This window comes from Sphingomonas sp. GW821-FHT12D09, assembly GCF_058807215.1.
Genome location: NZ_JBXAQL010000003.1, coordinates 573,651 through 587,045, shown reverse-complemented (window position 1 = coordinate 587,045; position 13,395 = coordinate 573,651). Strand labels below are relative to the sequence as shown.

14 protein-coding genes are annotated in these 13,395 nt (G+C 68.2%); 4 read left to right on the top strand and 10 right to left on the bottom strand.

The window, feature by feature from the left end:
• Positions 1-24 precede the first annotated feature (24 nt).
• The gene (locus tag AC1RPL_RS16535) at positions 25-1,119 is read left to right on the top strand and encodes an alkene reductase (protein WP_493070724.1); all 1,095 of its coding nucleotides are present in this window, start codon (positions 25-27) and stop codon (positions 1,117-1,119) included.
• On the opposite strand, the gene AC1RPL_RS16530 is transcribed toward AC1RPL_RS16535, so the two are convergent.
• The 8 genes from AC1RPL_RS16530 to gltX form a co-directional block, all read right to left on the bottom strand.
• Positions 1,116-1,565, bottom strand: coding sequence for a hypothetical protein (locus AC1RPL_RS16530; RefSeq protein ID WP_493070722.1), 450 nt, complete (start codon positions 1,563-1,565; stop codon positions 1,116-1,118). The two genes, AC1RPL_RS16535 and AC1RPL_RS16530, sit on opposite strands and share 4 nt — an antisense overlap.
• A gap of 10 nt (positions 1,566-1,575) precedes the next feature.
• Positions 1,576-1,995: a 6,7-dimethyl-8-ribityllumazine synthase gene (gene ribH / locus AC1RPL_RS16525; protein WP_493070720.1), complete on the bottom strand. Its 420-nt coding sequence runs from the start codon at positions 1,993-1,995 to the stop codon at positions 1,576-1,578.
• A 1-nt stretch (position 1,996) separates the two neighbouring features.
• The gene (gene ribB, locus AC1RPL_RS16520) at positions 1,997-3,109 is read right to left on the bottom strand and encodes a 3,4-dihydroxy-2-butanone-4-phosphate synthase (RefSeq protein ID WP_493070718.1); all 1,113 of its coding nucleotides are present in this window, start codon (positions 3,107-3,109) and stop codon (positions 1,997-1,999) included.
• Between the two features lie 22 nt (positions 3,110-3,131).
• Positions 3,132-3,752: a riboflavin synthase gene (locus AC1RPL_RS16515; protein WP_493070717.1), complete on the bottom strand. Its 621-nt coding sequence runs from the start codon at positions 3,750-3,752 to the stop codon at positions 3,132-3,134.
• A 52-nt stretch (positions 3,753-3,804) separates the two neighbouring features.
• On the bottom strand, positions 3,805-4,734 hold the full coding sequence (gene ribD / locus AC1RPL_RS16510) for a bifunctional diaminohydroxyphosphoribosylaminopyrimidine deaminase/5-amino-6-(5-phosphoribosylamino)uracil reductase RibD (protein WP_493070953.1): 930 nt from the start codon (positions 4,732-4,734) through the stop codon (positions 3,805-3,807).
• A 14-nt stretch (positions 4,735-4,748) separates the two neighbouring features.
• Positions 4,749-5,096 carry a hypothetical protein gene (locus AC1RPL_RS16505; protein WP_493070715.1) on the bottom strand — a complete coding sequence of 116 codons (348 nt, stop codon included), beginning with the start codon at positions 5,094-5,096 and terminating at the stop codon, positions 4,749-4,751.
• Positions 5,097-5,158: 62 nt separating this feature from the next.
• Positions 5,159-5,830, bottom strand: coding sequence for an energy transducer TonB (locus tag AC1RPL_RS16500; protein ID WP_493070714.1), 672 nt, complete (start codon positions 5,828-5,830; stop codon positions 5,159-5,161).
• An 86-nt stretch (positions 5,831-5,916) separates the two neighbouring features.
• Positions 5,917-7,242, bottom strand: coding sequence for a glutamate--tRNA ligase (gene gltX / locus AC1RPL_RS16495; RefSeq protein WP_493070713.1), 1,326 nt, complete (start codon positions 7,240-7,242; stop codon positions 5,917-5,919).
• Positions 7,243-7,370: 128 nt separating this feature from the next.
• Here gltX and AC1RPL_RS16490 point away from each other — a divergent pair, with 128 nt between their 5' ends.
• Positions 7,371-8,306, top strand: coding sequence for a ribose-phosphate pyrophosphokinase (locus AC1RPL_RS16490; RefSeq protein WP_493070711.1), 936 nt, complete (start codon positions 7,371-7,373; stop codon positions 8,304-8,306).
• A 140-nt stretch (positions 8,307-8,446) separates the two neighbouring features.
• Here AC1RPL_RS16490 and AC1RPL_RS16485 read toward each other — a convergent pair whose 3' ends face one another.
• Positions 8,447-9,196: a sulfite exporter TauE/SafE family protein gene (locus tag AC1RPL_RS16485; protein WP_493070710.1), complete on the bottom strand. Its 750-nt coding sequence runs from the start codon at positions 9,194-9,196 to the stop codon at positions 8,447-8,449.
• 56 nt (positions 9,197-9,252) lie between these two features.
• Between AC1RPL_RS16485 and AC1RPL_RS16480 the strand changes: the two genes are divergently transcribed.
• Both AC1RPL_RS16480 and AC1RPL_RS16475 read left to right on the top strand, forming a co-directional pair.
• On the top strand, positions 9,253-9,576 hold the full coding sequence (locus AC1RPL_RS16480; RefSeq protein WP_493070708.1) for an antibiotic biosynthesis monooxygenase family protein: 324 nt from the start codon (positions 9,253-9,255) through the stop codon (positions 9,574-9,576).
• Positions 9,573-10,856, top strand: a complete 1,284-nt coding sequence (locus AC1RPL_RS16475) for an MFS transporter (protein WP_493070707.1) — start codon at positions 9,573-9,575, stop codon at positions 10,854-10,856. The genes AC1RPL_RS16480 and AC1RPL_RS16475 overlap by 4 nt, the downstream gene beginning before the upstream one ends.
• 139 nt (positions 10,857-10,995) lie before the next feature.
• Here AC1RPL_RS16475 and AC1RPL_RS16470 read toward each other — a convergent pair whose 3' ends face one another.
• Positions 10,996-13,290 carry a CDC48 family AAA ATPase gene (locus AC1RPL_RS16470; protein WP_493070705.1) on the bottom strand — a complete coding sequence of 765 codons (2,295 nt, stop codon included), beginning with the start codon at positions 13,288-13,290 and terminating at the stop codon, positions 10,996-10,998.
• Positions 13,291-13,395 lie beyond the last annotated feature (105 nt).

The window sequence follows — 13,395 nt, the reverse complement described above, 5'->3', positions numbered from 1 at the left end:
ACAGTCGTTAGGGAATTTGCGACAATGCCGAGCCTGTTCGATCCGATCCAGCTGGGTGCGATCCACGCGCCGAACCGCATGTTGATGGCACCGCTGACCCGCGGCCGCGCGACGCGCGCGCATGTGCCGACGCCGGTGATGGCGGACTATTATGCGCAGCGCGCGAGCGCGGGCCTGATCATCTCCGAGGCGACCGGCATCAGCCGGCAGGGCATGGGCTGGGCCTATGCGCCGGGTCTCTGGACCGACGAGCAGACCGATGCCTGGAAGCCGGTGGTCGAGGCCGTGCATGCGGCCGGCGGGCGGATCGTCGCGCAGCTCTGGCACATGGGCCGGCTGGTCCATCCCGACTTCCTGGGCGGCGAAGCGCCGGTCGCGGCTTCGGCGAACACCGCGCCGGGTAGCGTGCGCACCTATCCGGCAGAGGAGAGCGGCGAGATCAAACGGCCCTATGGCCAGGCTCGTCCGCTGCGCACCGACGAGATTCCGGGCCTGCTCGACGATTATGCGCGGGCAGCGCGGAACGCGATCCGCGCCGGGTTCGACGGTGTGCAGGTCCATGCCGCCAATGGCTATCTGATCGACACCTTCCTGCGCGACAACTCGAACTTCCGCGACGACGACTATGGCGGCTCGATCCCCAACCGCGTGCGGCTGCTGCGCGAAGTGACCCAGCGGGTGGTCGACACGATCGGCGGCGACCGCACCGGCGTGCGACTCTCCCCGAACGGCGAAGTGCAGGGCGTCAACGACTCGAACCCGGCGCCCTTGTTCGAGGCCGCCGCCGCGGCGCTCGACGAGATCGGCATCGCCTTCCTGGAGATGCGCGAGCCGCGGCCGACGGGCACACGCGGTGTGCCCGATCATCCGCCCGTGCATCCGGGGATGCGCAAGGTCTTCAAGGGCCCGCTGATCCTCAATTCGGACTATCATCTGGAGGACGCCCAGGCCGCGCTCGATGCCGGCGAGGCGGATGCGATCGCCTATGGCCGCACGTTCCTGGCCAATCCCGACCTGCCACGCCGGCTGCGCGAAGGCCTGCCGCTCAACCCGCAGCGCGAGGAGCTGTTCTATGTCGGCGGGGCCGAGGGCTACACGGACTATCCCGTGGCGGCCTAGCCTTCGTTCGCGTTCAGGGCGGTGATCCAGGTCGTGGCGGCAGTGCGGAGGCCGCCGCGTACCTTGACGTTGAGCAGGATGAAGGCGAGCGGGAAGAGCAGCACCCACTGGAACAGCGCGATGAGCAGCGCGCCGACGCCGAGCAGGACGATGCCGACCGTCAGCAGCTGGGTCTGGCCGTCCTGGTTGATGCGGATGGTGCGTGGGCCTTCATTGTCGAACCAGCGCGCAGTGGTGAAGCTGACCCCCTCCCCGCCCGCATGGCGGCCACGCGGCTCGGGGCGGGCGGAGCGCGTGGGCCGCGGGGGGACCATCTTGCGGCGCTCCCCGCCCGGCATTTCCGGCAGCGGCGAGACGATCGGACGAACCGGTGCCTCGCCCGCCAGCGTGTCGATCACGACCAGACGGCGCCCCTGTTCCACTACGCGGTAGCGGGACGGGGGCATGTCCATCGGATCAGCCGAACTTGCTCTTGAGCGCCAGCATCGCCAGCGCGGCCTTGGCGGCTTCTCCGCCCTTGTCCTTCTCGTCGGGCTTGGCGCGGGTCAGCGCCTGGGCCTCGTTCTCGACCGTCAGGATGCCGTTGCCGATCGGCAGCGAGTCCATCGCCAGCGCCATCAGGCCGCGGGCGCTTTCGTTCGAGACGATCTCGAAATGATAGGTCTCGCCGCGGATCACCACGCCGAGCGCGACGAACGCGTCGTAGCGGCCGGTTTCGGCGGCCATCGCCACCGCGCCGGGGATCTCCAGCGCGCCCGGCACCGTGATGGTCTCGTGGCTATGCCCCGCTTCCTCGATCGCGGCGCGCGCGCCGTGGAGGAGGAGGTCGTTCAGGTGCGCGTAGAACCGCGCCTCGACGATCAGTACACGTGCCAAGTCATTCTCCGGTGTCGATGGGACGCTCGCCGACGATCGACAGGCCATAGCCGTCGAGCCCCACGAGCGTGTGGTGGGTGTTGGTGAGCAGGATCATGTCCTGCACGCCGAGTTCGGTGAGGATCGTCGCGCCGACGCCGTAATCGCGCAGCTCGTCCATGTCCTTGGCCTCGAGCGTGCCGGCGCGGGCCTGAAGCGCGAGGGTGAACTGGTCCGGGCGCGGCTTGTTGATCACGACGACCACGCCGGCGCCTTCCTCGGCGATCAGCTCCATCGAGCGGCGCAGCAGCCCGCCACGCGCGCCCCCTTCGCCGAACAGGTCGGAGAAGGGCGAGAGACCGTGCATGCGCACCAAAGTAGGCTTGGCGGGATCGATCTTGCCCTTGACCAAGGCGACCTGCTCGCTCTCGGTCGCCTTGTTCCAGAAGGTCATCGCGGTCCACTCGCCGCCCCAGTCGCTGGTGAAGCGCGTCTCGGCCCGCTTCTCGACGAGATGGTCGTAGCGGCGGCGATAGGCGATCAGGTCGCGGATCGTGCCGAGCTTGAGATTGTGGAACTGCGCGAAGGCGACGAGGTCGTCGAGACGGGCCATCGTGCCGTCGTCCTTCATGATCTCGCAGATCACGCCCGACGGATTGAGCCCGGCGAGCCGCGCCAGATCGACCGCCGCCTCGGTATGGCCGGTGCGGACGAGGACGCCGCCGTCGCGCGCGATCAGCGGGAAGACATGACCGGGCGACGTGATCGCATCGGCCCCGTTGGCGGCATCGATCGCCACCGCGACGGTGCGCGCGCGGTCGGCGGCGGAGATGCCCGTCGAGATGCCTTCCTTCGCCTCGATCGAGACGGTGAACGCGGTGCCGAGCGGCGTGCCGTTGACGCGCGCCATCGGCTCGAGCTGGAGCTGGCGGCCGCGCTCGGCGGTGAGCGCGAGGCAGATCAGCCCGCGCCCGAAGCGCGCCATGAAGTTGACGGCGTCGGGCGTCGCCATCTGGGCGGGAATGACGAGGTCGCCTTCATTCTCGCGGTCCTCGTCATCGACGAGGATCACCATCCGACCGTTGCGGGCCTCGTCGATCAGCTCCTCGGGCGAGGAGAGGAAGCCGTGCTTCAAACGGGCGAGGGGATTTGACTGCTCAGGCTTTGCCACGAAGGGACTCCATACGCTGCAGATAGCGGGCTAGCACGTCGATCTCGAGATTGACGGCCTGGCCGGCTTCCAATGCCCCGAATGTAGTGACGGCGGCAGTGTGGGGAATGATGTTGAGGTCGAATTCTACGCCTTCGGCCGTATCGCGCACCGCGTTCACGGTGAGCGAGACGCCGTCGACGGTGATCGAGCCCTTGGGCGCCACATAGGGTGCGAGCTCGGGGCCGGCGAGGATCACGACATGGTGCGAGCCGCCGCTCTCCTCGATCGACTGGACGGTGCCGATGCCATCGACATGGCCGGTGACGATATGCCCGCCCAACTCGTCGCCGAGGCGCAGCGCGCGCTCGAGGTTGAGCTTTCGGCCCGAAGTCCACATGCCCTGAGCGGTGCGACCGATCGTCTCGCCCGAGACGTCGAACGCGACCCAGCTGGTGCCCCCCTCCACGCCTTTATCGACCACCGTCAGGCACACGCCCGAGCAGGAGATCGAGGCGCCAAGGTCGATGCCTGCGGTTTCATAGGCCGTGGAGACGCGGACATGCAGGTCGCCCTGCTTCTCCGTGGCCTCGACCGTGCCGATGTCGGTGACGATTCCAGTAAACATCAGGAGTCCTTGTAGCGCCGCATGCGGGCGGAAAACCGGTTGCCACTTTTACTCATGAGGCGCGCTCGTAGACCTCCATCCTGTCACTGCCAAGCATGCGGCTGTCTGCCAGTTTCCAGCGGCCATGCGCATCGCCCAGCCGGGTAAGTCCGATTTCGCCCAGTGCCGCCCTGCCCTCGCCGATCAGGATCGGTGCGCGATAGAGCAGCAGGCGATCGACCAGATCGATGCGGAGGAAGGACGCGGCGGTTTCGGCGCCCCCTTCGACGAAGAGATGATCGACGCCCTGGAGGGTGGCGATATCCTCTGGATGCCTCAATTCGCCGGTGGAGGACAGGGTCAGCCGGCGGGGCGAGCGGTCCTCCAGCCCGGGGAGACGGACGTCGAGCCGGGGACTGTCGGCCTCCATCGTCCGGCGGCCGACCAGGATCGCTTCGTGCCGGGCCCGTTCGAGATGGGTGTGGGCACGCGCCTCGGGACCCGTGATCCACTGGCTCTCGCCCGAGGCGAGCGCGATGCGGCCGTCGAGCGAAGTGGCGAGCTTGAGCGTGACGAAGGGACGGCCCTTGGCCAGCCGCGTCAGGAAACCGGCCATCGAGCGGCGGGCTTCGGCGACGCGAACACCTTCGACGACTTCGATGCCGGCGGCGCGGAGCCGCGCGGCCCCTGCCCCATTGGTGCGCGGATCGGGATCGCCGAGCGCGATTACCACGCGCGCGACGCCGGCCTCTATCAGCAGGTTCGAGCAGGCCGGGCCGCGGGCAGACTCATGCGCGCAGGGTTCGAGCGTGACATAGACAGTTGCGCCGCGCGACTTTTCGCCCGCTTGCGACAGCGCCACCGCTTCGGCGTGCGGACGCCCGCCGGGCTGGGTCCAGCCGCGGCCCACCACGATTCCGTCACGGACGATCACGCAGCCGACATTGGGATTGGGCGCAGTTCGCCCTTGCCCGCGCTCGGCCAGCGCGAGCGCGGCGCCCATCAGGCGCGCATCGCTCAGAAGCCGTGGTTGGTCAGCCAATCGTCGTATTTCTTGAATTCGGCGGCGCGCTTTTCCTGGCGCGCCTTGAAATCGGCCTTGGCCTTCAGTTCGGCGGGGAGGTCCTTTGCCTGCTGCGCCTTGATGTCCGCATCGGTGCGATCGAGCCGCCATTGCTGCACATAGATGATGTCGCGCTTGTACACCCGAGGGATGCTCGAATCCTTCACGAACGCCCACAAGATCACCAGCGTAATCGCCATGGCGAGCATCATGAACCACAGCTCATGCTGCTTGCGCTGGGCCAGGAAGCGCCGGAGGTCGCGGATCGCACGCAGCGGGGAAATATGCTTCAGAAAGGTCATCTCGCGGCAGAGATAGGAGCGCGGGGGCCCGAGAGCCAGCCCCCGCGCGCCGCCAGTCCCTGTTACTGGTCCTGGATCCGGAAGGTGACGCTGAGCGTCAGCCAGGTCTCTTCGGCGACGCCGCCGCGCGTCGCCGGCTTGAAACGCCAGCTCGACAGGGCCTGGCGCTTCGTCGCGTCGAAGAAGGCGGCGCTGGTCGCGCTGAGCTGTTCGACCGCCTTCACCCGGCCATTGGTGCCGACCAGCACCCTGACCGAAACCTTGCCGTCGCGCTCTGCGCGCAGCTCGGACGCGGGATAGGCGGGCTGGAAATCGTCGGCAAAGCGCTTGTCGCGCACCGCACCCACAAAGAGCGGTGCCGGCTCGACTCGTGGCTCGACATGCGGGATCGGGCCGGGATCGGCGGGCTTGATATTGTCAGGCAGCGTCGGCGGGATGTCGGGCGAGGTCTTGAGAACCACGTCGCTGTTGGTCTTGACCAGCGGATCGGGCGCAGTGATCGGCGGCTGGGTTGTCGGCTTGGGATCGAGCTTCGCCTTCTCGATCGGCTTGGGGTCGGGCGGCGGCACCGGATCGATCGGTATCGGCTTCGCTATGAATATCTGTGGGAGCTTCGTGGCGATGTTCGGTGCCGAATAGATCATGCCGGCGATGATCGCCCCGTTGATCAGGAAAGCGGCACCCAGGCTGGCGGCCCGAGGCTTGCGGGGTTGGTAGCGGGTATCGGCATACATGGCGTTGCACTCCATCTCCACCGCCGGTCTGGGGCCGGCGCCAGTGATGATACATCATTACATATACTGCGTAAATAGTTCCCGAATCAGCCGCTACGGAGACGATCCAGGGCATTTTCCTTGCCGATGAGCGGGAGCAGGGCGGCCATGTCGGGACCGTGTTCGCGGCCGGTGAGCGCGAGTCGCAGCGGCAGGAAGAGTGCACGCCCCTTGCGGCCGGTCGCTTCCTTGAGCGCGCCGGTGAGTTCGGGCCAGGGGTTGGACCAGTCGAGAGTCTCGGCGACCTGTGCGGCCTGGGCGAGGAATTCGCGGTCCTCCCCGGCGATCGTCGCATCGATCGGCCCCTCGACCACCTGCCACCAGTCCGCCGCCTCAGCGACGCGGGAGAGATTGGGACGGATCGCTTCCCAGCCGGCGTCGGTCATGCCTGCGGGAAGGCGCTCCTTCACGGCTGCATAGTCCAACTGGTGGACGATGCGGGCGTTGAGCTGGGCCAGCTCCTCCTCGTCGAACCGAGCGGGCGCGCGGCCGAAGCGCGCGAAGTCGAAGCTGGCGATCAAAGGCGCGGGATCGGTGAAGGGCTCGACGGGATCGCTGGTACCGAGCCGGGCGAGCAGCGCGATCAGCGCCTGGGGTTCGATGCCTTCCTCGCGGAAATGCGCGATACCGAGTGAGCCCAAGCGCTTGGAGAGCTTGCCTTCCGCGCCGGTGAGCAACGCCTCATGCGCGAACGCCGGCGCGGCGGCGCCGAGCGCGGCGAACATCTGGAGCTGGCTCGCGGTGTTGGAGACATGATCCTCGCCGCGCACGACCTGGGTCACGGCCATGTCGACATCGTCGATCACCGAGGGGAGGAGATAGAGCCAGGAGCCGTCGGCGCGGCGGACAACCGGGTCCGACATGGTCTTCGGGTCGAAGCGCTGGGGGCCCCGGACCAGATCGCTCCATTCGATCATGGCGTCATGATCGAGCTTGAAGCGCCAGTGCGGGCGTACCCCGTCAGCCTCAAGCTTGGCGCGCTCCTCGACGGTGAGCGCCAGCGCGGCGCGGTCATAGACCGGGGGCAGGCCGCGGCCGAGCAGAACCTTGCGCTTGAGATCGAGCTCCTGCGCGGTCTCATAGGCCGGATAGACGCGGCCGGCGGCCTTCAATTCCTCGAAGCGGGCCTCGTAGCGATCGAAGCGCGCGGACTGGCGCTCCTCGCCGTCGGGGTGGAGCCCGAGCCAGGCAAGATCGGCGCGGATCGCCTCGACATAGGATTCCTGCGAACGCTCGGCATCGGTGTCGTCGATGCGCAGCAGGAAGCGCCCGCCCTTCGCCTGCGCATACATCCAGTTGTGAAGCGCGGCGCGCAGGTTTCCGACGTGCAGATTGCCGGTGGGGCTCGGCGCGAAACGGGTCGTGACGGTCATGCGCTGCCCTTAGCCCCGCCGCCCGGCCCGCGCCACGGCGCATTTGCCGTGCATAAGCCACATCCCCGGCTTGCCCCGCCGGGGATCGGCTGACAAAGGGGGCGTCGAGGGAACGCGGGAGATCTTCGATGAAATTGTTGGCCGGCAATTCGAACGCGCCGCTCGCCAAGGCGATCGCCGAGTATCTCGAGATTCCGCTGACCCAGGCGAACGTCCGCCGCTTCGCCGACGAGGAGATCTTCGTCGAGATCCTCGAGAATGTCCGCGGCGAGGACGTGTTCGTGCTCCAGTCGACCTCGTTCCCGGCGAACGACAACCTCATGGAGATGCTGATCATGATCGATGCGCTGAAGCGCGCATCGGCCCGCCGCATCACTGCGGTGCTCCCCTATTTCGGCTATGCCCGCCAGGACCGGAAGCCGGGTCCGCGCACGCCGATCTCGGCCAAGCTGGTCGCCAACCTCGTGACCACCGCCGGTGCCGACCGCGTCCTCTCGGTCGACCTCCATGCCGGGCAGATCCAGGGCTTCTTCGACATCCCGACCGACAATCTCTTCGCCGCACCGGTGATGAGCGCCGACATCCATAGCCGCTTCCCCGGCAAGCAGTGGATGGTCGTCTCGCCCGACGTGGGCGGCGTGGTCCGCGCCCGCGCGCTGGCCAAGCGGCTCGACAACGCCCCGCTCGCCATCGTCGACAAGCGCCGCGAGCGGCCGGGCGAATCGGAAGTGATGAACATCATCGGCAATGTCGAAGGGCGCTTCTGCATCCTGATCGACGACATCGTCGATTCGGCCGGCACGCTCTGCAACGCCGCTGCCGCGCTCAAGGCCTCGGGTGCCGAGGATGTCGTCGCCTATTGTACCCACGGCGTGCTTTCGGGCGGCGCGGTGGCGCGCGTCGACGGGTCGGCGCTGGCCGAGCTGGTCATCACCGACTCGATCGGCAACCACGCCGTGATTGCCGAGAGCACCAAGATCCGCCATTTGACCATCGCGCCCTTGCTGGCCGAAGCGGTCAAGCGGATCGCGGACGAGAGCTCGGTGTCGTCGCTGTTCGACTGAGTCCGATGCGGGCAAGGTGAAGGGAGTCGACCAACATTCTTTCACTTTGCCACTTCTGCCTCGCCGCCGCGTGAAACGGGCGAGAGGCGCGGCGCTGGTCATCACGACGACCAGAACACCCAAAATCCTACATTGAAAGCCTAAAGTGCGGCCTCGGCGACGAGCGCCGCGCCGACCAGGATCATCAGCACATAGATCGCGGTGTAGAAGCGCGCCGCGTCGACCCGGCGCACCAGCCACACCCCGGCGACCGTGGAGACGAGCGCCAGCGGCAGCAGAGCAGCTGACGTCATGACGTTGGCGGCGGTGAACTGGCCGAGCGCCCAATAGGCGGGGACCTTGATCCAGTTGGTCGCGGCGAAGAACAGCGCGGTGGTGCCGACGAGCAGGTCGCGCGGCAAGTTGCGCGGCAGCACCCACAGCTGGAAGGGCGGCTGGCCGGCATGGGCGATCTGGCTGGTGAAGCCCGAGGCCACCCCGAACAGCGATCCGATCCACTCGGGCCAGCGCGCCGTGTCGCTGGGCGCAGCGTGGCTGGCGGCCCAGAGCCGATAGGCGCCGAACAGGATCGAGATGCCGCCGACCGCCGCCATCACCGCGGCCGAGGAGACACTCGCCGCGAACGCATAGCCCAGCACGATGCCGAGCACCGAGCCGGGCAGCATCCAGCCGAGCAGCCGCCAGTCGACGGTGCGGCGAAAGGCCCAGACGCCGACCACGTCCTGCGCGATCAGGATCGGCAAGGTAATCGCCGCGGCGCGCACCGGATCGATCGCGAAGGCGAGCAGGGGGAGGGAAAGGGCGCCCATGCCGGCGAACCAGCCCTTGCTGAGGCCGAGCAGGATCACCGCAGGCACGGCGAGCACATAGAAATTCCAATCGGTGATCATGACGCCAGCGCGTAGCGGGTTTGCTCAGGCGCACAAACTGCCTAATCGGGTGGCCCATGGCAGAGGATCGAAGCGGGCAAACCGCCGTCATGTTCATTTCGGAGCGCACGGGGGACGACGCCCAAGGCTATGCGATAGCCGCAGCGGCGATGGACGCACTGGCCGCGCAGCAGCCGGGCTATTGCGGGGTCGATCATGTCGGCGACGCGAACGGCCAGGCGATCACGATCAGCTATTGGGCGGACGAGGCCAGCGCCGTGGCCTGGCGCAAGCATCCCGAGCATGCCGAAATCCGCGAGGCCGGGCGTGGGCGCTGGTACAAATGGTACATGCTCCATGTCGCCGCGATCGGGCGCAGCTATGGCTGGGAGCGGCCATGAGGCTCCGGCATTTCGACCGGACCTTCGGCCTGCTCTTCACCGTGATGCTCGTCATCGCGGCGGGCAACACCGCGCTGCAATCGGTGCTGCCGGCGCTGGGCCGCTCGCTGCATGCGCCGGACAGCGCCGTCGCCGCAGTCTTCTCGGTCTCCGCCCTGCTCTGGGTAATCGCCGCGCCCTATTGGGCCAACCGGTCCGACCGGCATGGACGGCGCGCGATGGTATTGGTCGGCATTGCCGGCTTCACCGTCTCGCTGGGACTTTGCGGACTGTGCCTGGCGCTGGGCATCAACGGGTGGCTCGGACCGGCTGCGACCTTCATCGCCTTCATCGGCGGCCGCGTGATCTACGGGACCTTCGGATCGGCCGCACCGCCCGCAGTGCAGGCGATCGTGGCGGGGCGGACCAGCCGCGAGGAGCGGACCCAGGCGCTGACGCTGCTTGCCTCGGCCTTCGGGCTCGGCACCATCCTGGGCCCGGCGATCGCGCCCTATCTGGTGATGGAGCATCTCTGGCCGGGCGGGCCGCTGATCGGGCTTGCCGGCCCCGCCTTCGCGGCGAGCGCGGTGGGCGTGGTGATTTGGATCGCGGCGGCGCGCGGGCTCTCCAAGGACGAAGGCAATGCGCATGGCGCCGCGGCCTCCTATCCCTCGATCGGCGGACAGGGCACCGGCGCGACGATCACCGCCGCCACTGCCGAGACCAGCGAGAATGTCGGCTATTTCGACCCGCGCATCCGGCCCTGGATCGTCGCCGGGCTGATCATCGGCCATGCCCAGGCAATGACCGGCCAGGCGATCGGCTTCCTGATCATCGACCGGATGCAGCTGGCGCCGATCGACGCGATCCAGCCGACAGGGCTGGTGCTGCTGATGGGCGCCGGCGCCTCGCTGCTCGCGCAATGGGGGCTGATCCCGATGCTCGACCTCAAGCCGCGCGCGCTGGTGCTGACCGGCGCGGCACTGGGCGCAGCGGGGTGCGTGGCGACGGGGACGGCAACTACGCTCTACGGCATCGCGCTGGGCTATGCGCTGCTCGCGCTCGGCATGGGGCTGGCGCGGCCCGGCTTCACCGCCGGCGCGTCGCTGGGCGTGGGTGCCGAGGCGCAGGGATCGGTGGCGGGCAAGGTCACGTCGGTGAACGGCGCGGCGTTCGTGCTCGGGCCTTCGCTGGGTGTTGGGTTGTACGAGCTGTGGCGGCCACTGCCGTATCTCACGGCGGCGGGGTGGCTGGGGTGTCTGCTGGTTTATGCGTGGGTGGCGACGCGGCGTCCCGCATAGCGCTTCCCCTCCCTGGCAGGGAGGGGATCGAGGGGTGGGTTGAGGCCTGGCGATACTGCGAGGCAAGTCTACCTCTCCCGTATCGCCCGGACGCTACCCACCCCCAACCCCTCCCTAAAAGGGAGGGGCGTGAAAAGCGTCAGCCCTCGCCCTTCGGCCCGTGCCCGCGCAGCATGCCCGGGGCGATGAAGCCGAGCGGCTGCAGCGCCGAGGCCTGCTGCTTGAGCCGGCCCGACATGGCGAGATACTCCTCCTCCATCTCGGGCGTGACCGTGGCGCGCGAGTCCTTCAACGCCTCGTCGAAATGTGCCTGGGTCACTTCCTTGGTCTGCAGCGACTGGCGCAGCGCGACCAGGCCGGCGCGGCGGACCACGTCCTCGAGATCTGCGCCGGTATAACGCTCGGTCTGGCCGGCGATCGCCTTGAGATCGACGTCCGAGGCGAGCGGCATCTTCTCGGTCTGGATCTTGAGGATCCGCTCGCGCCCGGCGGCATCGGGCACGCCGACATAGACCAGCTCGTCGAACCGGCCCGGGCGCAGCAGCGCGGGGTCGATCAGGTTCGGCCGGTTGGTCGCGCCGATCACCACCACCGACTGCAGCTCTTCGAGCCCGTCCATCTCGGACAGGATCGTGTTGACCACCCGCTCGGTCGCCTGGGGTTCGCCCAGGCCGCCGCCGCGCGCGGGGACCAGCGAATCGAGCTCGTCGATGAAGATCACGCAGGGCGCGACCTGGCGGGCGCGGGCGAAGAGCCGGGCGATCTGCTGCTCGCTTTCGCCATACCATTTCGACAGGAGGTCGCTCGACTTGGTGGCGATGAAGTTCGCCTCCGCCTCACGCGCGACGGCCTTGGCGAGCAGCGTCTTGCCGGTGCCGGGGGGCCCATAGAGCAGGAAGCCCTTGGCTGGGCGGATGCCGAGGCGGCGGAACGCGTCGGGGTCCTTCAAGGGAAGCTCGACGCCTTCCTTGAGGCGCATCTGGGCATCGTCGAGCCCGCCGACATCCTCCCAGCGGACGCGCGGCGCCTCGACCATGACTTCGCGCATCGCCGAAGGCTGGACGCGCTTCAATGCCTCGAGGAAGTCCTCGCGGGTGACGGCCAGGGTATCGAGCACCTCGGGCGGGATCGTGCCCTTCTCGAGATCGAGCCTGGGCATGATCCGGCGCACCGCCTCGATCGCTGCCTCGCGGGCGAGCGCGGACAGGTCGGCACCGACAAAGCCATAGGTGGTGCGCGCCAGCTCGCCGAGATCGACACGGTCGCCCAGGGGCATGCCACGGGTGTGGATGCCAAGGATCTCGCGGCGGCCGCGCTCGTCCGGCACGCCGACGACGATCTCGCGGTCGAAGCGGCCGGGACGGCGCAGCGCTTCATCGATCGCATCGGGGCGGTTGGTCGCGGCGATGACGACGATGTTGGCTCGCGATTCGAGCCCGTCCATCAGCGTGAGCAGCTGCGCGACCAGGCGCTTCTCCGCCTCGCCCGAGACCTGGCCACGCTTGGGGGCGATCGAATCGATCTCGTCGATGAAGACGATCGATGGCGCCGCCTTGGCGGCCTCCTCGAAGATCTGGCGCAGGCGTCCTTCCGATTCGCCGTACGCCGAGCCCATGATCTCGGGCCCGTTGATCAGGAAGAACTGCGCGTCCGATTCATTGGCGACGGCGCGGGCGAGCCGCGTCTTGCCGGTGCCGGGCGGGCCATGGAGCAGCACGCCCTTGGGCGGATCGACGCCGAGGCGCTGGAACAGCTCGGGGTAGCGCAGCGGCAGCTCGACCATCTCGCGCAGCTGGTCGATCGTGGCGGCCATGCCGCCGATATCGTCATAGGTGACGTCGGCGCGGCGCGCGTCGCCGGTCGCTTCCTCATATTCGGGGCGCAGCTCGACTTCGGTATTCTCGTCGATATGGACGATGCCCTTGGGAGTCGCCGAGACCACGGTGAGGCGGATCTCCTGCAGCGCATAGGCGGGCGCGCGGAGGAACTGGGCGACCTGGGGCGGGATGTCCGCGCGCTGCTGGCCGGCGGTGGCGACGACGTCGCCCTGCGCCAGCGGGCGCTGGAAGAAGACGCGCTTCAATGCCTCGCCGCTGCCCTGGAGACGGAGATTCTGCTGGGCGGGCGCGAACACGACGCGCGTGGCCGGCTTGGACACGCCTTTGCGCACTTCGACGAAGTCGCCCGAGCCGACGCCGGCATTGGCGCGCTGGAGTCCGTCGATGCGCAGGATCTCGAGGCCTTCGTCCTCGGCATAGGGCAGCACGGCCAGCGCCGGGGTGGTGCGCTTGCCGATGATCTCGATCACATCGCCTTCGGCAAGGCCGAGCCGGGCCATGAGCGCGCGCGGCAGATGCGCGAGGCCGCGGCCGCTATCCTCGGGCCGGGCATTGGCAACCTGCAGCTTGACCGGCTGCGCTTCTTCGTCCGCCATGTTCTGATTCTCCCCAGGCGTGTGAGACGCGGAACGTGGGGATCGGTTGCACAAAAAAAAGGCCGGTCACGAGGACCGGCCGGGAAAGTTTTAGGAGAGGATGCC

What these genes read in the sequence shown, in the direction of transcription:
- AC1RPL_RS16490 (WP_493070711.1), top strand. Translation starts at nt 7,371, where the DNA reads ATGAAATTGTTGGCCGGCAATTCGAACGCGCCGCTCGCCAAGGCGATC.
- ribD (WP_493070953.1), bottom strand. Translation starts at nt 4,734, where the DNA reads ATGGGCGCCGCGCTCGCGCTGGCCGAGCGCGGGCAAGGGCGAACTGCG.
- AC1RPL_RS16530 (WP_493070722.1), bottom strand. Translation starts at nt 1,565, where the DNA reads ATGCCCCCGTCCCGCTACCGCGTAGTGGAACAGGGGCGCCGTCTGGTC.
- AC1RPL_RS16535 (WP_493070724.1), top strand. Translation starts at nt 25, where the DNA reads ATGCCGAGCCTGTTCGATCCGATCCAGCTGGGTGCGATCCACGCGCCG.
- AC1RPL_RS16500 (WP_493070714.1), bottom strand. Translation starts at nt 5,830, where the DNA reads ATGTATGCCGATACCCGCTACCAACCCCGCAAGCCTCGGGCCGCCAGC.
- AC1RPL_RS16485 (WP_493070710.1), bottom strand. Translation starts at nt 9,196, where the DNA reads ATGATCACCGATTGGAATTTCTATGTGCTCGCCGTGCCTGCGGTGATC.
- AC1RPL_RS16475 (WP_493070707.1), top strand. Translation starts at nt 9,573, where the DNA reads ATGAGGCTCCGGCATTTCGACCGGACCTTCGGCCTGCTCTTCACCGTG.
- AC1RPL_RS16480 (WP_493070708.1), top strand. Translation starts at nt 9,253, where the DNA reads ATGGCAGAGGATCGAAGCGGGCAAACCGCCGTCATGTTCATTTCGGAG.
- AC1RPL_RS16515 (WP_493070717.1), bottom strand. Translation starts at nt 3,752, where the DNA reads ATGTTTACTGGAATCGTCACCGACATCGGCACGGTCGAGGCCACGGAG.
- gltX (WP_493070713.1), bottom strand. Translation starts at nt 7,242, where the DNA reads ATGACCGTCACGACCCGTTTCGCGCCGAGCCCCACCGGCAATCTGCAC.
- AC1RPL_RS16470 (WP_493070705.1), bottom strand. Translation starts at nt 13,290, where the DNA reads ATGGCGGACGAAGAAGCGCAGCCGGTCAAGCTGCAGGTTGCCAATGCC.
- AC1RPL_RS16505 (WP_493070715.1), bottom strand. Translation starts at nt 5,096, where the DNA reads ATGACCTTTCTGAAGCATATTTCCCCGCTGCGTGCGATCCGCGACCTC.